The organism is Catenuloplanes sp. NPDC051500, assembly GCF_044454585.1.
Taxonomy (GTDB): Bacteria; Actinomycetota; Actinomycetes; order Mycobacteriales; family Micromonosporaceae; genus Catenuloplanes.
The window spans coordinates 82090-103115 of record NZ_JBITDX010000024.1 but is presented as its reverse complement, the minus strand read 5'-3'; the positions used below and the strand labels follow the sequence as shown (position 1 = coordinate 103115).

Sequence of the window (21026 nt, the reverse complement as noted above, 5' to 3'; positions counted from 1 at the left end):
GACAATGGACGACGCATTTCCGTACCTGATCAAACCGTTCCTCAAGTACGCGGGAACGCAGCCCATCACCGCCGAGTCCTCGCTCAACGAGCTCGGCCTGGACTCGATGCGCGCCATCGAACTGCTGTTCACAATCGAGGACACCTACGGGGTGTCCATGCCGGACGAACTGCTTACCGACAGCACCTTCGCCACCGCGGGCAGCCTCTGGAGCACAATCGAGTCGCTGCGGGGTGGGGCGAGGTGAGCGCCGCGGGTGGAGCCGGCAGCGCGCTGGAGGAGGTGCTGACCGCCGCCGCCGCGCACGCGGACGCCGCGGACGAGACGGCGCGGTTCCCCACGGCGGCGCTGGATGCGATGCGGGCCACCGGGTTGCTGGGCCTGATGGTCCCGGCCGCACACGGCGGCGGTGGTGGCGGGCTCGGCGACCTCGTCGATGTGACAGTCCGGCTGGCGCGGGTGGACATGTCCGTCGCCCTGATCTTCGCGATGCACTGCCAGCAGGTGGTGGCGGTGGTCCGGCACGCGGACGGCGCGCTCGCCCGGCGGCTGCTTCCCGCGCTCGGCAAGGGGGACGTCTACCTCGCCTCGGTCACCACCGAGCGCGGCAAGGGCGGGCATCTGCTCACCTCCGAGTCCGCGGTCCGGCAGGACGCCGGGACGCTGACGATCGACCGGGACGCCCCGATCGTGACCGGTGGTCTGCACGCGGACGCGTTCCTGATCACCACGCTCGCGCCGGACGCGACCTCGCCGAGTCAGGTGTCGCTCGTCTACGCCCACCGCGATCAGCTCACGCTCGAGGTACGCGGTGACTGGCAGCCGCTCGGAATGCGGGCCACCCAGAGCGTGCCGATGCGGCTGACCGGGCGGGTGCCCGCCGACCAGGTGATCGGCGTCCCCGGGAAGTTCCGTGAGATCGTCGCCCCGACCTTCGGCCCGCTTGCGCACATCGGCTGGTCGGCGGCGTGGCTCGGCACGGCGGCCGGAGCGCTGTCGCGGATCCTGCACCACGTCCGCGAGGCGGGCCGGGGGCAGTTCGATCCCTCGTCCGAGCTGCTGCTGACCCGGCTGGCCCGTACCCGCGGCCGTCTTGATCTTGTCAATGCCCTGCTCCGGCACACGGTGGCCGTGGTGGAGAGCGCCCCGGACATGGCCGACCCGTCGGTCCAGCTGCTTGTCAACTCGCTGAAGGTGCACGCCTCGGAGCAGTGTTTCGCCGCCGCCGACGAGATGGTGGAGCTGACCGGGCTCCGGCACGGCTACCTGAGGTCGTCGCCGCTGTTCCTGGAGCGGGTCTTCCGGGATCTGCGCTCGGCGTCGCTCAACTACGCCAACGACCGGCTGCTGCTTGTGAACGGGGCGCTGGCCCTGCGGGACCGGCAGGTGCACCTTGCCTGACCTGCGGACCACATCACCTGTGGCCTCCACGACGGCCGCACCGCACGCGCCCGGCGCCGGCGACACCGCCGCGCGTACCGGGGCGGCGGTGCGGCAGTTGGCGGATCCCGGGGACGCGCGGGCGGTCTGGCAGGCTCTCGGCGCGCACGGCCTGCTGCGGGACCTCGGCGCGGCCGAGCTGCCGGGGCTGTTGCGCGTCCTCGACACGTACTGCCCGGCCGGGGTGGTGCTGTCGATCTGCGTCCAGGTCGCCAGCGCGCTGCCCATCCTGGGCGAGCAGGCGGGTGCGGGACCGGCGGACGAGCCGGTGCGTGCCGCGTATCGCGAGGCGACCGCGGGCCGCGCCGTGCTCGCGCTGGCCGCGACGGACCGCGACGGCGCCGGCTCCGACCTGATGCAGCTCGGCACGACGGTACGCCTGGACGACAGTTCGCTTGTGATCGAGGGCGGGAAGCGGTGGATCACCAACGCCTGTACCGCGGCGTACGCGCTCGTGCTGGCCCGGCACCGCCCGCAGCAACACTTCACAAGCTTCCTCTGGGTCCTGGTCCCGCTTGACGCTCCCGGGGTGCGAGTGTCCGCGACCCACGGCACCCCGCTGCCCGGGGCGGGTCTGGGCGACCTGTACCTCGACGATGTCCGGCTGGACCGCTCGCATCTGGTGGGGCGTCCCGGCCGCGGCATGGTCACCTTCGCCCGGCACATCGCCATGGAGCGCTACGCCGGTGGCGTGTGGGCCGCCGCGATGTGCCGGCGGGTGCTCACCGACACGCACCGCCGGCTCGCCGAGCGCCCGCTCGGCACCGGCCGGGCCTGGGACAACCCGGCGATCCGGGAACGGTTCGCCAGGTGCGTGGTGGAGGCCTGGCGGATCGAGGCCGCCTGTGACGCGCACCGGGCCGGCTCCGAGCCTCTCGTGACAAGCATGCTGCTCAAGGTGGCCGTGGCGCAGGGCCTGGACACGGTGCTCGGCGAATGCGCCGCGCTGCTCGGCGCCGAGGCCTTCGCCGAGGGCGGGCTGGCGCAGTTGCGCGCCGCCGCCGGCATGTTCGCCACGGCCGGCGGCGCCACCGAGGCGATGCTGGCCGGGATCGCCGACCACGTGCCCGGACTGCTCGAGGACCGGCCGTGGTGACCGGACGGGAACGGCCCGCGTACCGCACCGGTCGCCGCGGCGGCACCGTCCGGCTGCGGCTGGGCACCCGGGTACGGGTGGCGGTGGCCGCGCAGCACCTGCTCGCCCACCTTCCACCGTCCCCGCCGGACCTGGCCGGAGTCGGTGACCTCACCGCCGGCCCGCGCGCCGAACGGCTTGCCGCCCGGACCCTGCTGCGCACCCTGCTCGCCGCCGAGCTGGGCCGGGCGGCCGGCACCACGCCGATAGCCGTCCACGGCAGCGGCCAGCCGTACCTGCCCGCCTGGCCGCGGATCACCATCAGCCTCTCCCACGATGCCGGGACGGTGGCCGCCGCGTTCGGGCGCGGCGTGCCGGTCGGCATCGACGTGCAGGTGCCGGTGCCCGCCCCGCCCGCGTTGCTGCGCCGCTGCTGCACCCCGGCGGCCCGGGCCGTCCTCGGCGACCTGCCCGCACCCGTGCGGGATCACGAATTCGCCTGGATCTGGACGGTGCAGGAGGCCTGCGTCAAGGCGACCGGCGCGGGCCTCGCCGGCCGGCCCTGGACCATCCCGGTGCCTGTCGGACGACGGGCCGGGATGTGGAACGACCTGCGGTGGGTAAGCCTGCGCGGGCACAGCCGGGTGCCGGTCAGCGTGGCGCACGGGATCGGCGCGCGATGACCGCCCCGGATCCCCGGTTCGCCGGGCTGAGCTGCTACACAAGCGGCCTGGCCGGCTACCACGCCGCCGAGTTCGCCGGCACCGCGGACCGTTTCGCCGGGTCCGTCCGCGTCGCGGTCCGCACCGACCTGCCGGGCGAGCAGCTGGCCTTCTCCCATCACCGGACGCCGCTCGACCGGCTTCCGGACGGCTCCCGGCTGGTGTGGGCCACCGCCCCGCCCGGCGGCGTCGTCGAGGCCGTCGGTGCGGAGCTTCAACGCCACGGCCGGGTGCTCGTGGTCACCGACAACGCGGCGTTGCCCTGGTCACCCGCGCCCGGTGGCGGTGCGCACGCGCCGCACTGGCTTCTTGTCGACGGCAGGCGCGGCGACGACTGGCACGTGGTCGACGGGTTCAGCGGGCTGCTGCCGGCCGGGGAACAGCACCCGTACGCGGGCTGGCTCGGCACCGCCGGCCTGCTCGCCGCGATGACTCCGCCGCCGTCGTGGCGCGCGGAACAGCAGCGGCGCAACGCGCTGGCCTTCGGGTTCTGGATGCCCACACCCGACGGCGGGCCGCAATGGCTGGTCCGGACCGACCGCGCCGCAGTCGCGCCAGGGCTGCCCGGCGAGTGGCTGCTCGACGAGGACACGGTCCTGGCGTTCCTGTGCGACCACGTCGTCGCGCGCCCGGACGCCGCCGGGACCTATCTGGAGGATCTCTGGGCGGTGTCGCAGCACCGGACCTTCAGGTACCGCCATCTCGGCGACGGCGAGGCCGTACGGGCCTGGGCCGACCTGCCCCGGGCGCTGCGGTTCGCGGTGGAGTCGGCGCAGCGCGGGCGTCCCCGGCCCGCACTGATCCGGACCACCTTCGACAATCTGCGGCGCCTGGAACGAGACCGCGCGACCACCCCCACGCCGGCGGCGGAACTCCCGCACCGGCAGACCCTGTGAAGGATGTGCGATGCAGACCCGCACGCTCTACGGCTGGTTCGACACCTCGGCACGGCTGCACCCGGACAACGTGGCGATCGAGGTCGCCTCGGACGCGCTTACCTACGCCGAGTTGCGGGCCGCGGCCGAGCGGTTGTCGGCCGTCATGACGCAGGCGCCCGGGCGGTCGCCTCGGCGCGTCGGGCTGCTCACCTCCCGCAGCCTCATCGGGTACGCCGCCTACCTGGCCGCCCTGCGGCTTGGCGCGACAGTCGTCCCGCTCAATCCGGCGAACCCGGCCGCGCGTAACCTCGCCATCACCGACGAGGCGGACCTGGACCTCGTCATGATCGACGACTCCTCCGGCGACGGGCTGGCGGAGTTCCGTACGCAGACCACCGCCGCGATCCTCGACCTGACCGGTGCGGGCTGGCGCCGGTTCCTGTCCCCGGACGGCGCCGGGCAGATCCCGCCGGTCGCGGAGCCGGGCGGCGGCGACTTCGCCTACATCATCTTCACAAGCGGGACCACCGGAAAGCCCAAGGGCGTGCCGGCCACCCACGCCAATGTCAGCTCGTTCCTGACCGAGGTGATCGGGCGGTACCGGTTCCGGCCGGAGTCGCGGGTCTCGCAGACCTTCGAGATGTGCTTCGACGGCTCGATCCTGGCCATGTTCGGGGCCTGGGGCACCGGCGCCACCCTGTGCGTCGCTCAGCGCGCCGACGTGCTGACGCCGGTGCGGTTCATCAACACCAAGCGGCTCACCCACTGGCTGTCCGTACCGTCGCTGATCTCGTTCGCCAAACGGTTGCGGGCCCTCGCGCCGGACAGCATGCCGACCCTGCGGCTGAGCTCCTTCGGCGGGGAGCCGCTCACCATCGAGCAGGTCAACGACTGGACGGCCGCCGCACCACACACCGCGGTGATCAACTGTTACGGACCGACCGAGACCACAGTCATCGTCACCGCGTACGAGGTGCCCGCCGACCCGGCCGCCCGGATCGAGTCGTCGAACCGGTCGGTGCCGATCGGGGACATCTACCCGCACCTCGACTACGTACTGCTCGACGACGACCTGCGCCCGTGCGACGACGGCGAGCTGTGTGTGCGCGGCGCGCAGCGGTTCCCCGGCTATCTGGACCCGGCGGAGAACGCCGGCCGGTTCGTCTCCTTCGACGGCGTGCAGGGCCTGCTCTACGACGGCACCGAGCCGTTGACCGCCGCGCACTGGTACCGCACCGGCGATCGGGTCCGCCGCGAGTCGGGCGAGCTTGTGCACCAGGGCCGCATCGACCACCAGGTGAAGGTGCGCGGCAACCGCGTCGAACTGGCCGAGATCGAGGCCGCGCTGCGCGTCCACTCACACGTGGTGGAGGCGGTGGTGCTCACCGTCGCGGGTGATGACGGGGAGCTGGACCTGCACGCGGTCTACACCGGCACGCCGCTCGCCGACGACGACATCACCGGGCTGGTCGGGCACCTGCCGCCGTACATGCGGCCACGGGCGTACCACCACCGGGCGGAGATCCCGCTCACCGAGGTGGACAAGGTCGACCGCAAGCGGCTGGCCTCCGAGCTGCTCACCACCCGTGGCTGAGCAGCCCGCCGGGATTGTCCCGGACGCGGTACCCGCCACGGCGATGCAGGAGGCGCTGTGGTGGGTGCACCAGCGTGCCCGCGACCGGTCCGTCTATCACCTCACCTGGCGGCTCGCGGTGGACACACCGCTCGACGAGCGGGCGCTGGCCGCCGCCTGGCAGGCGATCGTCGACCGGCACGAGGCGCTGCGGACCGCGGTGGTCCGCCCGGCGGACACCGTCACCCTGGTGGTGGCACCCCACGTCGTCGTGGGCCTGCACCGGGTGGAGGTCGACGATCCGGGCGAGGCGGACGCGGGCACCGTGTCGCGGCTGATCGCCGAGGAGGTGCACGCCGCGCCGCTGGATCCGCAGACGGCGCCGCTGGCCCGGCTGACCCTGTCGCGGGTCGGCGACCGCCACGAGGTGCTGCTCACCGTGCACCACATGGTGCTCGACGGCTGGGCGCTGCAGCAGCTGATCAGCGAGCTGTCCGAGGTGTACGCGGCCGAGTGCCGGGGCGGCGCCGCCGACCTCCCGGCGGGCCCGGTGCCGTTCAGCGTCTACGCCCGGGAACAGGCGGCGGCCCGTGCGGACGGCCGGTGGGACAAGAGCCTCGCCTACTGGACCGACGCGCTCACAGGTGCCGCGTCAGTCGTGCTGGAGCCGGATCTGCCCGGCGAGTCGGCGAGCGGCGCGCCCGGCGCGATCCTGCGGTACGCCTTCAGCACCGAGGCAGGATCCGGCGTCGCGGCTCTGGCGAAGGCCACCTTCGCCACCCCGTTCGCGGTCATCCTCGGCGCGGCGCAGCTCGTGCTCGCCCGCGCCGGCGCCGGCCCGGACGTGGCGGTGGGCGTGGTGACCGCGAACCGGATGACCACCCGTGACCAGGCACTGCTCGGCTACACCGCGAACCTCTGCGTGGTACGGGCCCGGGTCGCCGGTACGGACACGGTCGCCGCGGTGATCGGTGCCGCCCGGGACGGGATGTGGCAGATGCTCACCCACCAGGCGGTGCCGTACCCGGTGGTGTTCGGGGCGCTGCCGGAGCAGACCCGGTCAGCGCTCGGCGACCCCGCGCCGCTGCTGCTGAGCTATCTCGGCCCGATCGGCGCCGGCCTGCACCTCGGGCCGGTCCCGGCGACGCTGCTGCCCAGCCCGAACCGGGCGGCGCGCGCCGATGTGGCGATGTCCGTGTGGGAGACCGACGACGGTTACGTGGCCGAGATCGAGTACCACACCGGGCGCTACCGGGAGGGCAGTGTGCTGACGCTGCTGCACGATCTGGACGCGGTCCTGGCCGACGGCGGCGCCGCACCGGACCGTACCGCCGACTCGTTCGACGTCGCCACCCGCGCCCGGACCGGCCGTGCCGTGCCAGGCCCGGCGGTGCGCGGCCCGGCGGCCGATCCGCTGCCCGCGTCGGCGGACTGGGACCGGGTGGCCGCCGCCTGGACCGAGGTGCTGGGTGGCCCGCCGGCCGGGCCGGACGCCGACTTCTTTGCCGCCGGTGGGAACTCGCTGAGCGCCCTGCGGCTGGTGAACGCGCTTGCTGCGGACGGCCGGGCGTCGGCGGACATCGTCCGATGGCTCGGTGAGCCGACCCCGCGCCGGCTGGTCCGCCTGCTCGACGACGGGTCCGCACCGGCCGAGACGGAATCGACGCTTGTCCGGTTGCGTGAGGGCACCGGCCCGCACCTGCACCTGGTGCACGGGGCCGGCGGCAGCCCGCAGGACTACCTGCAGCTGCTGGCCGCGCTTCCGGACCACTGGCGGGTGACCGCCTCCCGGGACAGTGCGCAGCTGCCGACAGTGCCCGAGCTAGCCCGCCGCTACCAGGCCGATCTGGACGAGGCGGGTCTGGACCCGGAGCTGCTCGGCGGGTGGTCGTTCGGCGGTCAGATCGCCTTCCGGATGGCTGCCGGGCGGGCCGGGTCGCCTCCCGGGCTGGTGCTGCTGGACTCCGCCCCGCCGGTCGGCTACCAGCTGCCGGCCGACGGCGCCGGAGACCGCTTCGCGACCTTCACCGAGAACGTCTACCGGGCCCTCGACGTGGAGTCCGACGCTCCCCGGCCCCGGGTGACCGGCGGCGCCGGGTTCGACGCGCGGCTAGCCGCCGGGGCGCTCGCGGCCTGCCTGTCCGCCGCCGGGCAGCCGCTGCCGGCGTCGCTGCTGACGCACAGGTGGCACAGCTACGAACGCCATCTGCGGGCCAGCGCCCGGTACGTCCACGACGGCCCGGTCGACGCGCCCGCGCTCGTGGTCGGCGCTGACCTGCTCGACGCGCAGTTCGACCAGTGGGCGGCCCTGCTCGGGCCGGCCCGTCTCCACCGCATCGACGCCGACCACTTCGGAGTCCTGCAGTCCGGCACCGCTGCGCAGGTGGCGGCGGCCGTCATCGACTTCGCGCGTGTCACGACGGCACCGCGCTAGGCCAAGGAGGATCCCATGCTCGAATCCCATGCCCTGTACCAGGAACTACAACATCATGTGGACCATGACGTGGCACCTGACGACATCGCCACGACCCGCCGTGACTTCTCCTACCTGGGGCACGCGAAGGTCTCCTTCATGGTTCCGGACAGCGTCAAGACCGCCGTCGCCGACGAGGTGAACGCGCTCCTCGACAAAGCCGGCACCCGGCGGGAACTGCAGTTCGCCGAGACCGACTTCTCACCGCGCCGGATGCGCAACGTCACGCGGGCCGAGATCGCCCGCCTGGGCACGGTGATCAACGAGATCTACACCGCGGAGCCGATCCTGCGGATGCTCTCCGCGGTGGCGGGTGAACCGGTGCACCCGTGCCCGTACGAGCCGGAGCAGTTCGTCATCACCTGCCTGGAGCAGGACGGCGACACCCACGGCTGGCACTGGGACGACTTCGCCTTCGCCCTCGTCTGGGTGATCGAATGCCCGCCGGTGGAGCACGGCGGCTTCGTCCAGTGTGTGCCCGGCACCACCTGGAACAAGCAGCACCCGGAGATCAACCGGGCTCTGGTCAGCCGGCCGATCTACTCGATGGAGCTCTTCCCCGGGGATCTCTACCTGATGCGGACCAACACCACGCTGCATCGCGTCGTCCCGGTCCACGAGGGCCGCCGGAAGATCATCAACATGGGGTACGCGTCGGCCTCCGACCTGACCCGCGACTTCACCCACGAAACCATGGACCAGCTGTGGGCCACCGCGCCCGGCGGAGAGGTGTGACAGTCATGTCGTCTCGTAACAGCACTGCCCCCGAGCACATCGTGCTCGCGTTCTCGGGCGGACTCGACACCTCGGTGGCGCTGGTCTGGCTCAAGGAGCGCTACCGCTGCCGGCTGACCGCGTTCATCGCGGACCTCGGGCAGGGTGAGGAGCTGGACACCGCCGCGCGCAAGGCGGAGAAGCTCGGCGCCGACGAGGTGCGTGTCGTCGATCTGCGCGAGGAGTTCGCCCGGGACTACGCCTTCCCGATGTACCGGGCCAACGCCCTGTACGAGGGGCAGTACCTGATGGGGTCGTCCATCGGCCGCCCGCTGATCGCCGCGGCACAGCTGCGGGTGGCCGAGGAGGTCGGCGCCGACGCCGTCGCGCACGGGGCCACCGGCAAGGGCAACGACCAGATCCGCTTCGAGATGACCTACGCGGCGCTGCGCCCCGACATCACGGTGATCAGCCCGTGGCGGGTGTGGGACCTGCAGTCGCGCACCGACCTGCTTGCCTACGCCGACCAGCGCGGCATCGAACTCGACCTCAGCAGCGGCGAACGGCCGTACTCCATCGACAGCAACCTGCTGCACACCTCCTACGAGGGCGAGGCGCTTGAGGACCCGGCGAAGCCCGCACCCGAGGGGCTGCTGTTCCGGGTACGCGACCTGCCCGACACCCCTGCCGAACCGGAGATCGTCGAGATCCACTTCCAGGGCGGCAACCCGGTCGGCGTCAACGGCACGTCGCTGTCGGCAAGCGCCGTCCTGGAGACGCTCGACGGCATCGGCCGCCCGCACGGCATCGGCCGGCTCGACATCGTCGAGAACCGGATCTTCGGCATGAAGACCCGCAACATCTACGAGGCCCCGTCGGGCGCGCTGCTCTGGCACGCCCACCGCGCCGTGGAGTCGCTCGTGCTCGACCCGGAGGTCGCGCAGCTCAAGGAGGAGCTGATGCCGAAATACACCGCCATGGTGTACCGGGGCCTGTGGTTCGCCCCGGAGCGGCAGATGCTGCAGACCGCCATCGACTTCAGCCAGCGGGACGTCACGGGCGACGCGATCCTGCGCGTGCACCGGGGCACCGTCCAGGTGATCGGCCGCCGTTCCCCGCACAGCCGGTACGACACCGCGTTCGCCACCTTCGAGGCCGACGACGTCTTCGACCAGCGGGACTCCTCCGGCTGGCTGCGGGTCAACACGGTCCGCTTCCGTGCCGGGCGTGACGGCAAGGCGGCGCAGCGGTGAGGATCGTCTTCTTCGGGTACGGCGAGCTCGGCGCGACGGTGCTGCGGGGCATCGCGCCACACCACGAGGTGCTGCTGGTGCTCACCCACCGGGTGGACTTCAGCGGGCTCGGCGAACCGGACGTGGAGCAGACCGCCGCGCGGCTGGGGCTGCCGGTGCGCTACTCGGCCACCGCCACCGAGCCGGACCTGCTCCAGCACCTGCGTGACCTCGCGCCCGAGGTGATCGTCTCGACCAACTGGCGCACCCGGGTACCTGCGGAGGTGCTGCGCATCCCGCCGCACGGCGCGATCAACACACACGACGCGCTGTTGCCCGCGTACGCCGGCTTCGGCGCGGTCAACTGGGCGATCCGCAACGGCGAGGAGGAGACCGGCCTCACCGTGCACTACATGCACGACGAACTGGACACCGGGCCGGTGATCACGCAGGCCCGGGTGAAGATCGGTCCGTACGACACGGCAGGCCAGATCCTGGAGCGGCTGATCGCCGAGTACGTGCCGGTCACGCTGACCGCGCTGGACCGGGTCGCCGAGGGGCACCGCGGTGAGCCGCAACAGCCGGACGGCGCGTCGTTCTACCACCGCATCGGGGTCGAGGACACCCGCATCGACTGGCGGGACAGCGCCACCACGATCCTGAACCTGGTGCGCGGCCAGTCGGACCCGTTCGTCAACGCCTGGACGACCCATCATGGGCTGCGGCTGTGGGTCAAGGCGGCCACCCGGCCGACCCGGGCTCACAGCGGCACCCCCGGCCGGATCGTCAAGGCCGACTACGGCGGCGTGGTCATCGCCAGCGGCGGCCCGCGCGACGGCGACGACCGTGGTGTGGTGCTGCTCCAGGTGTCCACCGAGACCGGGCCGCCCGTGCGCGCCATCGACTACTTCACCTCCTTCGGCGGGTACCTTCACTGATCGGTGGACCGGTTCGCCGGTCCACGCACGACGACGATGACGGGAGGGGCCGGATGATCGGCCGACTGCACTCGGTGGTGCTCGACTGCCCGGACGCCGAGGAGCTGGCGACGTTCTACGCCGAGCTGACCGGGCTCGAGTGGGCCGACAGCGACGGGTACTGGGTGACGCTGCGCGGCCCGGACGGGCATCCCCGCCTCTGTCTCCAGAGCGTCGCCGACTTCCGGGCTCCGCAGTGGCCGGACCCCGCCTTCCCTCAGCAGGTCCACCTCGACGTGGAGGTGGACGACATCGGCAAGGCCGAGAAGGCCGTGCTCCGGCTCGGCGCCACCCTGCTACAGGGCGGCGGGAGCCGTAACCACGGCTTCCGGGTCTACGCCGACCCGGTGGGACACCCGTTCTGCCTGGTCTGGGGCCAGGACTGACGCCATGACCCCGGACCAGGACCAGACCGTCGACTTCCGCCGTACGGCGGGCACGTTCGCCACCGGCGTCGGCATCGTCAGCAGCGTGCACGACGACATCCCGCTCGCCACGACGGTCAACTCGTTCACCACCGTGTCGCTGCGCCCCACCCTGGTCCTGACCTGCCTCAGACACCGGAGTCGCCTGCTCGCCCAGATCCGCGACTCCGGCATCCTCGCCGTGACCGTGCTCGCCGCGGACCAGCAGGATCTGGCCCGCTGGTTCGCCGACAACCGGCGTCCCTCGCACGCCGCCGCGTTCGCCGGCGCCCGGGTGCACCGGGCGCCGGCGACCGGTTGCCTGGTCTTCAGCGACGGGCTCGCCTACTTCGACTGCCGGGTCCGTGACCTCTCCGACCAGGGCGACCACGCGATCGTCATCGGCGAGGCCCTGTCCTACGGCCCTCTGCACCCCGCCAAGGCCCCGCTGCTGTACCTGCACGGCGCGTACCGCTCGATCGAGGCGACGCCACCGGCGCCGTCCGCCGCACGGGCCGGCAGAACCGCCTGACCAGCTCGGTTTTCACCGGGCAGGAGAACGGCCACGCGCTGGTGCGCCACCCCGTGACTCCGGTGCGACGCTGAGTTCTCCGCGCCCTGGCGCAAGCGCTGTGCGCCGCAGCGAAAGACCGCGCGCGCCCCGGCCGGGAGTGTTGACCGGGCAAGGACAGGCGCGGATTTCACAAGGAGTGTGTGGCTCGTGAGCGAGAAGATCATGTCGGGCAAGGTGGCGCTGGTGACCGGGGGCAGCCGGGGGATCGGCGCGGCGACGGCCCGGCGGCTTGCCACACTCGGCGCGGACGTGGTGATCACCTATGTCACGCGGGCGGAGCAGGCGAAGACGGTGGTCGAGGAACTGCGGTCGCAGGGCGTGCGCGCCGAGGCCATGCAGGCCGACCAGTCCGACCGGGCGCAGGTGACGGCCCTGGTGGATGCGGTCGCCGCGCAGTTCGGCCGGATCGACATCCTGGTCAACAGCGCCGGCGTCTTCCGGCCCGGGGAGATCACCGACGCCACACGCGATGAGCAGCTCGCGATCAACGTGACAGGTGTCGCCGACACGACCTACCGGGCCGTGCGGCACATGCGGGAGGGCGGCCGGATCGTCAACCTGTCGTCCGGCCTCGCCAGCAAGACCTTCGCCGCCGGCATGTCCGACTACGCGGCGACCAAGGCCGCGGTGACGGCGTACACCCGTGGCTGGGCCCAGGATTTCGCCGCGCGCGGGATCAACGTGAACGTGATCGAGTGCGGCATCATCGACACCGACATGGCCATGGCGAAGGATTCCGAGGGCGGCCGGTTCATGCTTCAGGCGGTCATCCCGATGCACCGGTACGCCACTGCCGACGAGGTCGCGGGTGTGGTGGCGTTCCTGGCCGGGCCGGACGCCGCGTACATCACCGGCAGCACCGTCCGTGTCGACGGCGGCGCCCTCGCCTGAGGCCCCGGCCTCAGCCGGTGCCGATGCGGGAGCCGGCTCCCGCATCGGCACCGGCGCTACGGCACGGCCAGGGCCTCGGTCGGTGACAGCCGGGCGGCGCGCACCGCGGGATACAGCCCGGCCACGCCACCGATCAGCACGGTGACCGCGAGCCCGGCCGCCGCCGCCCAGCCCGGTACGGCCGGCGGCCACCCCCGGGACCAGGCGTACACCCCGGTCACCGCCGCGCCGAGGAGCAGGCCCGTCGCGCCGCCCAGCGCGGACAGCAGCAGCGATTCCACGAGGAACTGGGTGCGGATCTGTGCCCGGGTGGCCCCGAGCGCGCGGCGCAGCCCGACCTCGGACCGGCGTTCCAGCACCGACACGATCATCGTGTTCGCCACCCCGACGCCGCCGACCAGGAGCGCGACCGCGCCGAGCCCGAGCAGCAGCCCGGTCAGCGCGCGGTCGGTGACCTCCTGGGCGAGGAGCGCGTCGGACGGCCGTTCCACGAGCACCTCGTTGGGGCGGGCCGGCGCGACAGTGCGGGCCAGCAGCGCCCGGACGGCGGCGACCCGGTCCGGGTCCGTGCGGACGTAGACGGTGCCGATGCCGCCGTCGAAGCCAAGCAGTTCCTGCGCGGCCGGCCAGCCGACCAGGACCGCGGTGTCCAGCTCCGGGGCCAGCGGGGCCGGCTGGAGCACGCCGGTCACGACGAACCAGCGGTTGCCGAGCCACAGCCGCACGTCCGGGTCGGCCCGGTGGACGCCGAGCAGCCGGGCCGCCTCCGCGCCGAGCACGAGTGCGGGGCCGCGCATCGTGACCTCGTTCAGCCAGGAGCCGTACGCGAGCGCGCCACCGACCGGCCCGAGCAGGTCGGCACGGACCGCCAGCACGCCGAGGCCGTTGGTAAGCCCGGCCGGGATCAGGTCGGAGCGGTAGACGCCCTGGTCCAGCCGCCCGGTCGCGGTGACGCCGGTGACGCCGTCGAGCCGGGCGGCCATGTCCACCGCCTCGTCCGGAAGCCGCGCCTGCTCACCGCCGAACGTCCGGCCCGGCGCGGCCGTGAGCAGGTTCGTGCCGATCGCGGCCAGCTCCCGTTCCACGCCGGCCCGGCTCGACGCGGAGATGCCGACCACGGCCACCATCGCGGCGACGCCGATCGCGATGCCGGTCGCGGCGAGGAACGCGCGCAGCGGGCGGGTGACCAGCCCGGCCGCACCCACCCCGGCCACGTCCGGAAGCGACATGCGGGCGGGTTTCACGAGGCCACCCGCCCGTCGCGCATCGCGATGACCCGCGGCAGGCCGGCCGCCAGCTCCCGGTCGTGCGTGATGATCACGACGGTGGTGCCCGACTCGTGCAGCGCCCGCAGCAGCCGCAGCACCTCCGCGCCGGACGCGGTGTCGAGGTTGCCGGTCGGCTCGTCGGTACGGCGAGGAGTCGTCTTCTCATGGGCGCCACCGTGCCGGGCATGCCGTGGCGCCACCGTGTGCCGCCGCCTCACAGGAACGCCACATCAGCGGAGGAGAATCGCCACCATGCGGGTGCTTGTGGTGGAGGACGACGAGACGTTGGCGGAGATCATCGCGGAGGGCCTGCGCGAACATGATCTCGTAGTCGACGTGGCCGGCGACGGCGCCGAGGCGCTGGAACGCGCCGCGCGGATCGCGCCGGACGCCGACCCGGTGCTGCTCGGCCTGCTGATCCGCAACCTGCTGGAGAACGCGGTCCGCCACAACGTCCCGGGCGGCAGCGTCTGGCTCTCGACCCGTACCGAGGCCGGGACCGCCGTCCTCGAGGTCGCCAACACCGGCCCGATCGTCCCCGCGGACATCATCCCCACGCTCAGGCAGGCGTTCCAGCGCGGCGTTGGTCGTACCCGTGGCGTCGAGGGCTCGGGCCTGGGCCTGGCCATCGTGGACGCCGTCGTCGACGCCCACGACGGCGAGTGGACCGCCACACCCCGCCCCGGCGGCGGCCTGACCGTCACCCTCCGTCTGCCTGCCCGTCACTGACCCTCGAACTGCAATCGTGGCGCGCGGCCATCATGGCCGGCCTCCCCGGCCGCGTCAGCACCGAGAGATCTCCATGCCTCGACCGTGGACGGCGACGGTCATTCGACCCACCCTCTCGCGGGTACGCCCGCGCTGTCCCATCGTTTCGCGAGCCAGGCGGGCGCGGCCTGGCTGCGGCACCGGCGCGAGCGGTGGCCGAAGTCCGCCAACCCGCACCTGCTGGTCAGCCGCGGCCGACAACCGCCCTTACTCGGCGAGGCCTGCCTGGTAGGCGTAGATGGTCGCTTGTACCCGACTGGTGAGGCCGAGTTTGCCGAGCAGGGCACTCACGTGGATTTTCACGGTTCCCTCGGCCAGGTGCAGACGGCGGCCGATTTCGGCGTTGGACAGGCCTGCTCCGACCAGTGCGAGCACATCTCGCTCCCGGGGGGTGAGGGCCTGTATGCCGCTGCGGGCGGCCAGCCGCTTCCGCAGTTCACCCCCGTGCAGCACGTGGACAATCCGGTGGGCGACCGCGGAAGCGAGCACCGTACCTCCGTTCATCGCGGCTTTGATCCCGCCGATCAGCTCGTACGGGTCACTGGACTTGAGCAGGAATCCGTGGACACCGGCGTCGAGCGCGCGAGCGATGTACCGGTCCTCGTCGAACGTCGTGATGATCATGACGCGGAGGGCGGGGTGGCTGGCGCGCAGCGACTCGGCCGCGGTCAGGCCGTCCATGCCCGGCATCCGGATGTCGAGCAGCGCCACATCGGGTCGCGACCGTTCGACCGCTGCCAGCACGGCTCGGCCGTCTGCCGCCTCGGCTACCACTTGCAGTTCAGGGTCGGAGGCCAGCACGGTGTTCAGCCCTGCGCGCACCAGCGGCTGATCGTCGGCAAGCAAAATTCTGATCATCAATTCCGCCCGGTGAGATCTTCCAACCGGGACACCCGGTTCCCCGAGAAGCAGACCACATAGTTCCCGTATGCCAGCGGATAGTTCCCATCCGTGAAGTAGCGGCATCCCGGCTTGCTCGGGCCACCCCACCGGACCGGTGCCTCCCGACCGGGTAGCACCCGGACCGCCGCCGTCTCCGGCATTCCGACCTGCAGCCCGGCGAACACCCGGTCCTCCATCGACGCGTCACGGACCGCCCAGGTGTAGAAGCCGGTCGCGACCACGAGCAGCACAGCGAACGGGATCACGACCGTGCCGGCCAGCATCCGCCGAACCCGGCGCCGACTGGACCGGTAGTCGGCGCCGAGCCGGCCAGTGTCCTCGTCCATGCCGGCTGGCACGTCTGCCACCAACTGGAACATGCCGTCGGTGGAGCCGGCCGTCAGCGAACCGCCGGCCTGTTCGAGACGCGCCGACAGCATCGCCAGCCCGGCGCCCGGCCGGCCCGCGACGGCCTGTTCCGGCACCGGATTGGCAATCCTCACCCGCCGGCCGGCGAAGGTGACGGTCACCAGAGTTCCGGGCGCGTGCCGGACGGCATTGGACAGCGCCTCGGTGACGAGCCGGGCCACGAACGGCTCCCGGGGCACGGTGCCCCTGATCTCGAGCGTCATCCCTGCCTTCCGGGCCCGGTCGAGCACCGTCGCGACGTCGGCGTCCGCGTCGACGTCCAGCAGATCCACAATTCGGCGTACGGTCTCGATCGCCGCCGCCGAGCCCGCGCGGACCGCCGCGGCCAGCTCCCGGGTCTCCGGATCCCGCGCCGCCACCTGGATTCCCGCTGCCTGCAGCGAGAGCAGCGCCAGGTCATGCCCGAGCGTGTCGTGCAGGTCGGCGGCGATCCGGGTGCGCTCGTGCAGCCGCGCGTCGCGGGCATGCGCCCAGCCCTGCTCGACGAACTCGTGACGCAACCGGCGATAGGCGCCGGTCAACGCCGCGAACACGGCGAGCACCACGACGGCCTGGTCGACCAGCCAGGACACGGTGTCCTGGTTACGTGCGACGGCGACCGCGGCGGCCACCTCCACCGCGCTGAGCAGCGCGATGACCGCCCAGACGCGATTACGCGCCCCGGATAGCAAGCAGCCGACGACCACGGCTGCCGCCGCGAGCACATACCACTGGCCCCACCCGTGCATTCCGACAGCCTAGGCATCCCGGCGGACCAGCAGCAGCCCGGCCGCCAGATGGGCGGCGGCGGTCCAGACCACCAAAACCCAGAGATTGCGTACGCCGTCACCGGCCGCGAACGCGACGGCCGCTCCGGCCGGCAGGTACTGGCCGATCCGGGGGTCGACCAGTTGCAGGCCGACGAGCAACACGAACATCGCCGTCAGGGTGCCGGCGGCGCTGCGCAGCAGGAACCCGGCCGCGACGGTGAACATGCAGGCCAGCATCGCCATCACGGCCAGCCGCAGGCACGCCGCGACGGGTTCACCGGTCCCCGCGTGATCACCCAACAGCAGCGCGGCCGCCGCCCAGCCGGCCGCCGCAGATGCGAGACCGGCCGCGAAACCCATCACGGCGGCGACCGCAGTCTTGGCCAGCAACACATCACGTCGCCGCGGACGGGCCAGGAAGGTGGACCGGATCACTCCGGTGCCGTACTCGGAGGTGACCACCAGCATCGCCAGCGCAACGAGGGCGAGCTGGCTGACCTGCATCGCCTGCGTCAGCGGGTCCAGCACAGCCAGTGTCTCGGACTCCGGCAGGCGTCCCTGCGCGATGTTATACAGGAAATCGTTGGCCAGCGTTGCGGCCATGCCGACGGTGAGTAACACCGCCGCGATCACGCAGAACCAGGGTGAACGGAGCGACCAGATCTTGCCCCACTCGGCGGTGATTGCGTTCTTCACGCCGCCACCGCCACGTACTCGGCCTCGTCTTCGACCAGGCGCACATACGCGTCCTCCAGGCTCGGCGCGTCGGTGCGCAGCTCGCGCAGCACCGCACCGGCCTTCTGAGCGCGGCAGCCGACCGCCGCCGCGGCTAGGCCGTGGACCCGTAAGCGGTCAGCACCGATCTGCTCCCCGTGTTCGCCCAGCGCCGCCGCCAGCAGCCGAAAGGAATTGTCGTCTGCCGCTGCCACCTCGACGGCGGCGTGCTGCCCGGCGGTGAAGTCGGCGACCGTCGCATCCGCGAGCAACCGACCCCGGCCGAGCACCACGACACGGTCGGCGATCAGCGCCACCTCGCTCATCAAATGGCTGGAGACCAGGACCGTGCGTCCGTCACCGGCCCACCGCCGCACCAGCCCCCGCACCCACCGCACGCCGTCGGCGTCGAGGCCGTTCACCGGCTCGTCGAGGATGATCGTGCCCGGGTCGCCGAGCATCGCGCCGGCTATCCCGAGTCGCTGCGCCATCCCGAGCGAGTAGGTCCCGGCACGTTTGCCGGCGACCGTGCCGATCCCCACCGCGTCGATCACGGCCTCGACCCGGGCTCGCGGGAAACCGTTGTAGCGGGCCAGCGCGCGCAGACCGGCGCGCCCGGTACGCCGCGGGTGGAAGGCACGGGCGTCCAGGTGGGCGCCGACCAGCCGCAGCGGGTTGCGCAACTCGGCGTACCGCCGGCCGTCGATCAGCGCGGTTCCTGAGGTCGGCCGGTCAAGGCCGAGCACCATGCGCATAGCGGTGGACTTCCCGGCGCCGTTCGGCCCCAGAAGCGCAGTGACCTTTCCCGATGGCACGGTCACCGTGACCTGGTCCACCGCCGTCCGGTCCCCATAACGTTTGGTCAGTTCGTAAAGCTCGATCATGGAATTCAGCCTCGCGAAGAGCCCGGTCGCGCACATCTCCCGTCGGTCAGCGGCCACCTATGTCGTTCGGCATACCCCAGGCCGACCGCAGACCGAAGGATGCCCGGCGGAGTCAGGCATAGACACTGTCGAATCTCAGATGGTGCGCGACGAGACCCAGCGCCGTGACTTCACGAACAACCAGCGGGCAAGCCCCGCCAGCCGCGGAACCCGCACGGCAGTGTCGGCACCAACCGTTGAGCCGGTGCGGGTTCCCGCCCCGACCCATTCAGGAATCTACGAACTCGCGCGCTTCGGTGTGCGTGGCGTAGAAGCCGCCGGGATGGGAGGCCTCATCGGCGGAGGTCAGGCGGAGGCGGGTGGGGCGACAAGGCCCAGACCGCGCCAATCCTCCTCGCGGAGGTGGTCGAGCAGCACCTGCTCCGCCGGCCCCGGGTCGCGCCGCAGCCCGAGGAGGACAGGCTCGGTGAGCGGCGGCAATAGCGGACGGGCCAGCCTTTCGAAGCCTTCGGGGACGGCCGAGGCCGGCACCACTGTGACGCCGAGGCCTTGCGCCGCGAGCCGCACCGCCGTGGTGATCTGCGAGACGCTGGCCACGGTGTGCGGGCTGGCCCCCGTGTCGTCGAGCAGCAGGGCGAGATATTCGTCGAGCTTGCTGGTACGGCGGAATCGCACCCATCCCTCTGTCACCAGGTCGCCGAGGTGCAGGGCCGTCCCGTCGGCAAGCAGCGGGTGCCCGTCCGGCAGTACGGCGACGTAGGACTCCTCTCCCAGGACATGGGTGTCGAAGGTGCACCCGGCCGGGATCCGGTGCACGAGAACCGCGTCCAGGGTGCCCTCCCGGGCCAGTCGCTCCATCTCCGTGGGGTCGGGCTCCTCGTGGAGGGTCACCCGGAGCTTCGGGTAGCGCTGACGCAGCCGCCCCAGCGCCTGAGGCAGCTGGCGCGCGCCCAAGCCCATGTGCACCGCGATGATGAGTTCGCCGACCAGGTCTCCGTTGGCGGCGCGCGCTGCCGCGAGTGCCCGGCGGGATGCGGTCGTCGCGATCCTCGCCTCCGCGAGGAAGGCCCGCCCCGCGACCGTCGCCGCCATTCCGGTTGGCGTGCGGGTGAACAGCCGAACGCCCAGGTGCTTCTCGAGCGCGCCGATCTGCTGGGACAGGGACGGTTGCGACACGCGCAGGCGGTCCGCCGCCGCCGTCAGGGAGCCCTCTTCGGCGACGGTCAGGGCGTACTCGTACTGCCGCAGATTCATGTGCTCTCAGCTCCGCACCGACATAGAGACTACTTATGCCAATCATAGTATTCGATTATTTGATTCTATGCCCGTCCCCTCATAGCGTGATCCGACGTTGAGGGGCTCTTCGTCACGGGCTGGCTCACCTGGACAAACGTCCGGGATCAGCCGCCTGCGGACGATCCGCTGCCCAGCGAAATGAACAGTCAGCCACTCACACCGCAGGGAAGCATCAGATGGATTTCGAGAACCTCACCGCTCTGGTCACCGGCTCCACCACCAACGGCGCCGGACGCGCCACGGCGAGACTGCTCGCCGAACGCGGCGCATCGGTGATCGTCTCCGGGCGTGACAGCGAACGCGGTGACACGGTCGTGCGCGAGATCGAGGCGGCCGGCGGCACCGCTCGCTTCATCCGGGCCGACCTCGCCGATTTCGCCTCGGTCCAGGATCTGGCCGAGGCCGCGGGTCCTATTGACGTGCTTGTCAACAACGCCGGCATCTTTCCCTTCGCGCACACAAGCGAGCAGGGGACCGACACCTTCGATCTGCTGTTCGAGGTGAACGTGCGGGCGCCGTACTTCCTGACCAAGGCGCTGCTGCCGGCGATGATCGAGCGCGGCGGCGGCAGCGTCGTGAGCATCTCCACCCACGCGGTCCGGCAGGCCGAGATCGGCGCGGGCGTCTACAGCGGCACCAAGGCCGCGATCGAGTCGTTCACCCGCACCTGGGCGAAGGAGTTCGCGACATCGGGTGTCCGCTTCAACACCGTCGCGCCCGGAACCTTCATCTCGGACGGCGTCGTGAACATCGCCGGACGGGAGGCCGTCGAAGCCGTCGGAGTGAAGAACAGCGTCCTCGGCCGCGCCGCTCAGCCCCACGAGATCGCGGAGGCGGTGGTCTTCCTGGCCTCGCCCAGGGCCAGCTACATCACCGGGGCGACGCTTGCCGTCGACGGCGGGCGCACCATCCTGTAGCACCATCCACATCGGACTCGCTCGGCGGTGACCAGCGCCGCAACCGCTCGCGGCGAGGGAGACCAGCAGCCTGTCCAGGACTCTTTCGCGGTGCCTGGCGACGAGACGCCGGCCACCGGCCACAACTGATCCAGAACTGATGGAGGCTGCCTTGCTGGACACGCGC

At 72.0% G+C, this 21026-nt stretch carries 21 protein-coding genes and 1 pseudogene; 15 read left to right on the top strand and 7 right to left on the bottom strand.

Annotated features, from left to right (window positions below; translation table 11 throughout):
• Positions 1-4: 4 nt before the first annotated feature.
• The 13 genes from ACIA8K_RS34550 to ACIA8K_RS34490 all read left to right on the top strand — a co-directional run bounded on the left by ACIA8K_RS34550 (position 5) and on the right by ACIA8K_RS34490 (position 12953).
• Complete coding sequence (locus ACIA8K_RS34550; RefSeq protein ID WP_396067044.1) at positions 5-247, top strand: acyl carrier protein; 243 nt, start codon at positions 5-7, stop codon at positions 245-247.
• On the top strand, positions 244-1401 hold the full coding sequence (locus tag ACIA8K_RS34545) for an acyl-CoA dehydrogenase family protein (protein WP_396067042.1): 1158 nt from the start codon (positions 244-246) through the stop codon (positions 1399-1401). Before ACIA8K_RS34550 ends, ACIA8K_RS34545 begins: the two co-directional genes overlap by 4 nt.
• Before the next feature lie 19 nt (positions 1402-1420).
• Complete coding sequence (locus ACIA8K_RS34540; protein ID WP_396067040.1) at positions 1421-2536, top strand: acyl-CoA dehydrogenase family protein; 1116 nt, start codon at positions 1421-1423, stop codon at positions 2534-2536.
• Positions 2530-3198 (top strand): 4'-phosphopantetheinyl transferase family protein, encoded by a 669-nt coding sequence (locus tag ACIA8K_RS34535; RefSeq protein WP_396067038.1) that lies wholly within the window; start codon positions 2530-2532, stop codon positions 3196-3198. Before ACIA8K_RS34540 ends, ACIA8K_RS34535 begins: the two co-directional genes overlap by 7 nt.
• Positions 3195-4133 carry a hypothetical protein gene (locus ACIA8K_RS34530; protein ID WP_396067036.1) on the top strand — a complete coding sequence of 313 codons (939 nt, stop codon included), beginning with the start codon at positions 3195-3197 and terminating at the stop codon, positions 4131-4133. The genes ACIA8K_RS34535 and ACIA8K_RS34530 overlap by 4 nt, the downstream gene beginning before the upstream one ends.
• A 10-nt stretch (positions 4134-4143) precedes the next feature.
• Complete coding sequence (locus ACIA8K_RS34525; protein WP_396067033.1) at positions 4144-5709, top strand: AMP-binding protein; 1566 nt, start codon at positions 4144-4146, stop codon at positions 5707-5709.
• The gene (locus tag ACIA8K_RS34520; protein ID WP_396067031.1) at positions 5702-8122 is read left to right on the top strand and encodes a condensation domain-containing protein; all 2421 of its coding nucleotides are present in this window, start codon (positions 5702-5704) and stop codon (positions 8120-8122) included. The genes ACIA8K_RS34525 and ACIA8K_RS34520 overlap by 8 nt, the downstream gene beginning before the upstream one ends.
• A gap of 15 nt (positions 8123-8137) precedes the next feature.
• Positions 8138-8896 carry a hypothetical protein gene (locus ACIA8K_RS34515; protein WP_396067029.1) on the top strand — a complete coding sequence of 253 codons (759 nt, stop codon included), beginning with the start codon at positions 8138-8140 and terminating at the stop codon, positions 8894-8896.
• 5 nt (positions 8897-8901) lie between these two features.
• Complete coding sequence (locus ACIA8K_RS34510) at positions 8902-10128, top strand: argininosuccinate synthase (protein WP_396067027.1); 1227 nt, start codon at positions 8902-8904, stop codon at positions 10126-10128.
• On the top strand, positions 10125-11045 hold the full coding sequence (locus ACIA8K_RS34505; protein ID WP_396067025.1) for a methionyl-tRNA formyltransferase: 921 nt from the start codon (positions 10125-10127) through the stop codon (positions 11043-11045). Before ACIA8K_RS34510 ends, ACIA8K_RS34505 begins: the two co-directional genes overlap by 4 nt.
• 53 nt (positions 11046-11098) lie before the next feature.
• A complete protein-coding gene (locus ACIA8K_RS34500; protein ID WP_396067023.1) occupies positions 11099-11470 on the top strand; it encodes a VOC family protein in 372 nt (123 codons plus the stop codon).
• Between the two features lie 4 nt (positions 11471-11474).
• The gene (locus ACIA8K_RS34495; protein WP_396067020.1) at positions 11475-12020 is read left to right on the top strand and encodes a flavin reductase family protein; all 546 of its coding nucleotides are present in this window, start codon (positions 11475-11477) and stop codon (positions 12018-12020) included.
• 189 nt (positions 12021-12209) lie between these two features.
• On the top strand, positions 12210-12953 hold the full coding sequence (locus ACIA8K_RS34490) for an SDR family NAD(P)-dependent oxidoreductase (protein ID WP_396067018.1): 744 nt from the start codon (positions 12210-12212) through the stop codon (positions 12951-12953).
• Positions 12954-13009: 56 nt separating this feature from the next.
• Here ACIA8K_RS34490 and ACIA8K_RS34485 read toward each other — a convergent pair whose 3' ends face one another.
• Positions 13010-14182, bottom strand: coding sequence for an ABC transporter permease (locus tag ACIA8K_RS34485; RefSeq protein ID WP_396067105.1), 1173 nt, complete (start codon positions 14180-14182; stop codon positions 13010-13012).
• Between the two features lie 11 nt (positions 14183-14193).
• Positions 14194-14361 (bottom strand): annotated as a pseudogene (locus ACIA8K_RS34480) (ABC transporter ATP-binding protein); the annotation flags it as partial.
• Between the two features lie 112 nt (positions 14362-14473).
• Between ACIA8K_RS34480 and ACIA8K_RS34475 the strand changes: the two are divergent.
• Positions 14474-14950 (top strand): ATP-binding protein, encoded by a 477-nt coding sequence (locus tag ACIA8K_RS34475; RefSeq protein ID WP_396067016.1) that lies wholly within the window; start codon positions 14474-14476, stop codon positions 14948-14950.
• 246 nt (positions 14951-15196) lie between these two features.
• Here the strand turns inward: ACIA8K_RS34475 and ACIA8K_RS34470 are convergent, their stop codons facing one another.
• The 5 genes from ACIA8K_RS34470 to ACIA8K_RS34450 all read right to left on the bottom strand — a co-directional run bounded on the left by ACIA8K_RS34470 (position 15197) and on the right by ACIA8K_RS34450 (position 19901).
• On the bottom strand, positions 15197-15847 hold the full coding sequence (locus ACIA8K_RS34470) for a response regulator (RefSeq protein ID WP_396067014.1): 651 nt from the start codon (positions 15845-15847) through the stop codon (positions 15197-15199).
• Positions 15847-17028, bottom strand: a complete 1182-nt coding sequence (locus tag ACIA8K_RS34465; protein WP_396067011.1) for a sensor histidine kinase — start codon at positions 17026-17028, stop codon at positions 15847-15849. Before ACIA8K_RS34465 ends, ACIA8K_RS34470 begins: the two co-directional genes overlap by 1 nt.
• A gap of 9 nt (positions 17029-17037) precedes the next feature.
• A complete protein-coding gene (locus ACIA8K_RS34460) occupies positions 17038-17745 on the bottom strand; it encodes a hypothetical protein (protein WP_396067007.1) in 708 nt (235 codons plus the stop codon).
• Entirely contained in the window at positions 17742-18647 is a 906-nt protein-coding gene (locus tag ACIA8K_RS34455; RefSeq protein WP_396067004.1) for an ATP-binding cassette domain-containing protein, read from the bottom strand. The genes ACIA8K_RS34460 and ACIA8K_RS34455 overlap by 4 nt, the downstream gene beginning before the upstream one ends.
• A gap of 345 nt (positions 18648-18992) precedes the next feature.
• Positions 18993-19901, bottom strand: a complete 909-nt coding sequence (locus tag ACIA8K_RS34450) for a LysR family transcriptional regulator (protein WP_396067001.1) — start codon at positions 19899-19901, stop codon at positions 18993-18995.
• 218 nt (positions 19902-20119) lie between these two features.
• Here ACIA8K_RS34450 and ACIA8K_RS34445 point away from each other — a divergent pair, with 218 nt between their 5' ends.
• Entirely contained in the window at positions 20120-20860 is a 741-nt protein-coding gene (locus tag ACIA8K_RS34445) for an SDR family NAD(P)-dependent oxidoreductase (protein ID WP_396066999.1), read from the top strand.
• Positions 20861-21026 lie beyond the last annotated feature (166 nt).

Coding starts and splice junctions, on each gene's coding strand:
- ACIA8K_RS34445 (WP_396066999.1), top strand. CDS start 20,120: ATGGATTTCGAGAACCTCACCGCTCTGGTCACCGGCTCCACCACCAAC.
- ACIA8K_RS34500 (WP_396067023.1), top strand. CDS start 11,099: ATGATCGGCCGACTGCACTCGGTGGTGCTCGACTGCCCGGACGCCGAG.
- ACIA8K_RS34515 (WP_396067029.1), top strand. CDS start 8,138: ATGCTCGAATCCCATGCCCTGTACCAGGAACTACAACATCATGTGGAC.
- ACIA8K_RS34495 (WP_396067020.1), top strand. CDS start 11,475: ATGACCCCGGACCAGGACCAGACCGTCGACTTCCGCCGTACGGCGGGC.
- ACIA8K_RS34485 (WP_396067105.1), bottom strand. CDS start 14,182: ATGTCGCTTCCGGACGTGGCCGGGGTGGGTGCGGCCGGGCTGGTCACC.
- ACIA8K_RS34525 (WP_396067033.1), top strand. CDS start 4,144: ATGCAGACCCGCACGCTCTACGGCTGGTTCGACACCTCGGCACGGCTG.
- ACIA8K_RS34450 (WP_396067001.1), bottom strand. CDS start 19,901: ATGAATCTGCGGCAGTACGAGTACGCCCTGACCGTCGCCGAAGAGGGC.
- ACIA8K_RS34470 (WP_396067014.1), bottom strand. CDS start 15,847: ATGATCAGAATTTTGCTTGCCGACGATCAGCCGCTGGTGCGCGCAGGG.
- ACIA8K_RS34455 (WP_396067004.1), bottom strand. CDS start 18,647: ATGATCGAGCTTTACGAACTGACCAAACGTTATGGGGACCGGACGGCG.
- ACIA8K_RS34465 (WP_396067011.1), bottom strand. CDS start 17,028: ATGCACGGGTGGGGCCAGTGGTATGTGCTCGCGGCGGCAGCCGTGGTC.
- ACIA8K_RS34530 (WP_396067036.1), top strand. CDS start 3,195: ATGACCGCCCCGGATCCCCGGTTCGCCGGGCTGAGCTGCTACACAAGC.
- ACIA8K_RS34475 (WP_396067016.1), top strand. CDS start 14,474: ATGCGGGTGCTTGTGGTGGAGGACGACGAGACGTTGGCGGAGATCATC.
- ACIA8K_RS34510 (WP_396067027.1), top strand. CDS start 8,902: ATGTCGTCTCGTAACAGCACTGCCCCCGAGCACATCGTGCTCGCGTTC.
- ACIA8K_RS34550 (WP_396067044.1), top strand. CDS start 5: ATGGACGACGCATTTCCGTACCTGATCAAACCGTTCCTCAAGTACGCG.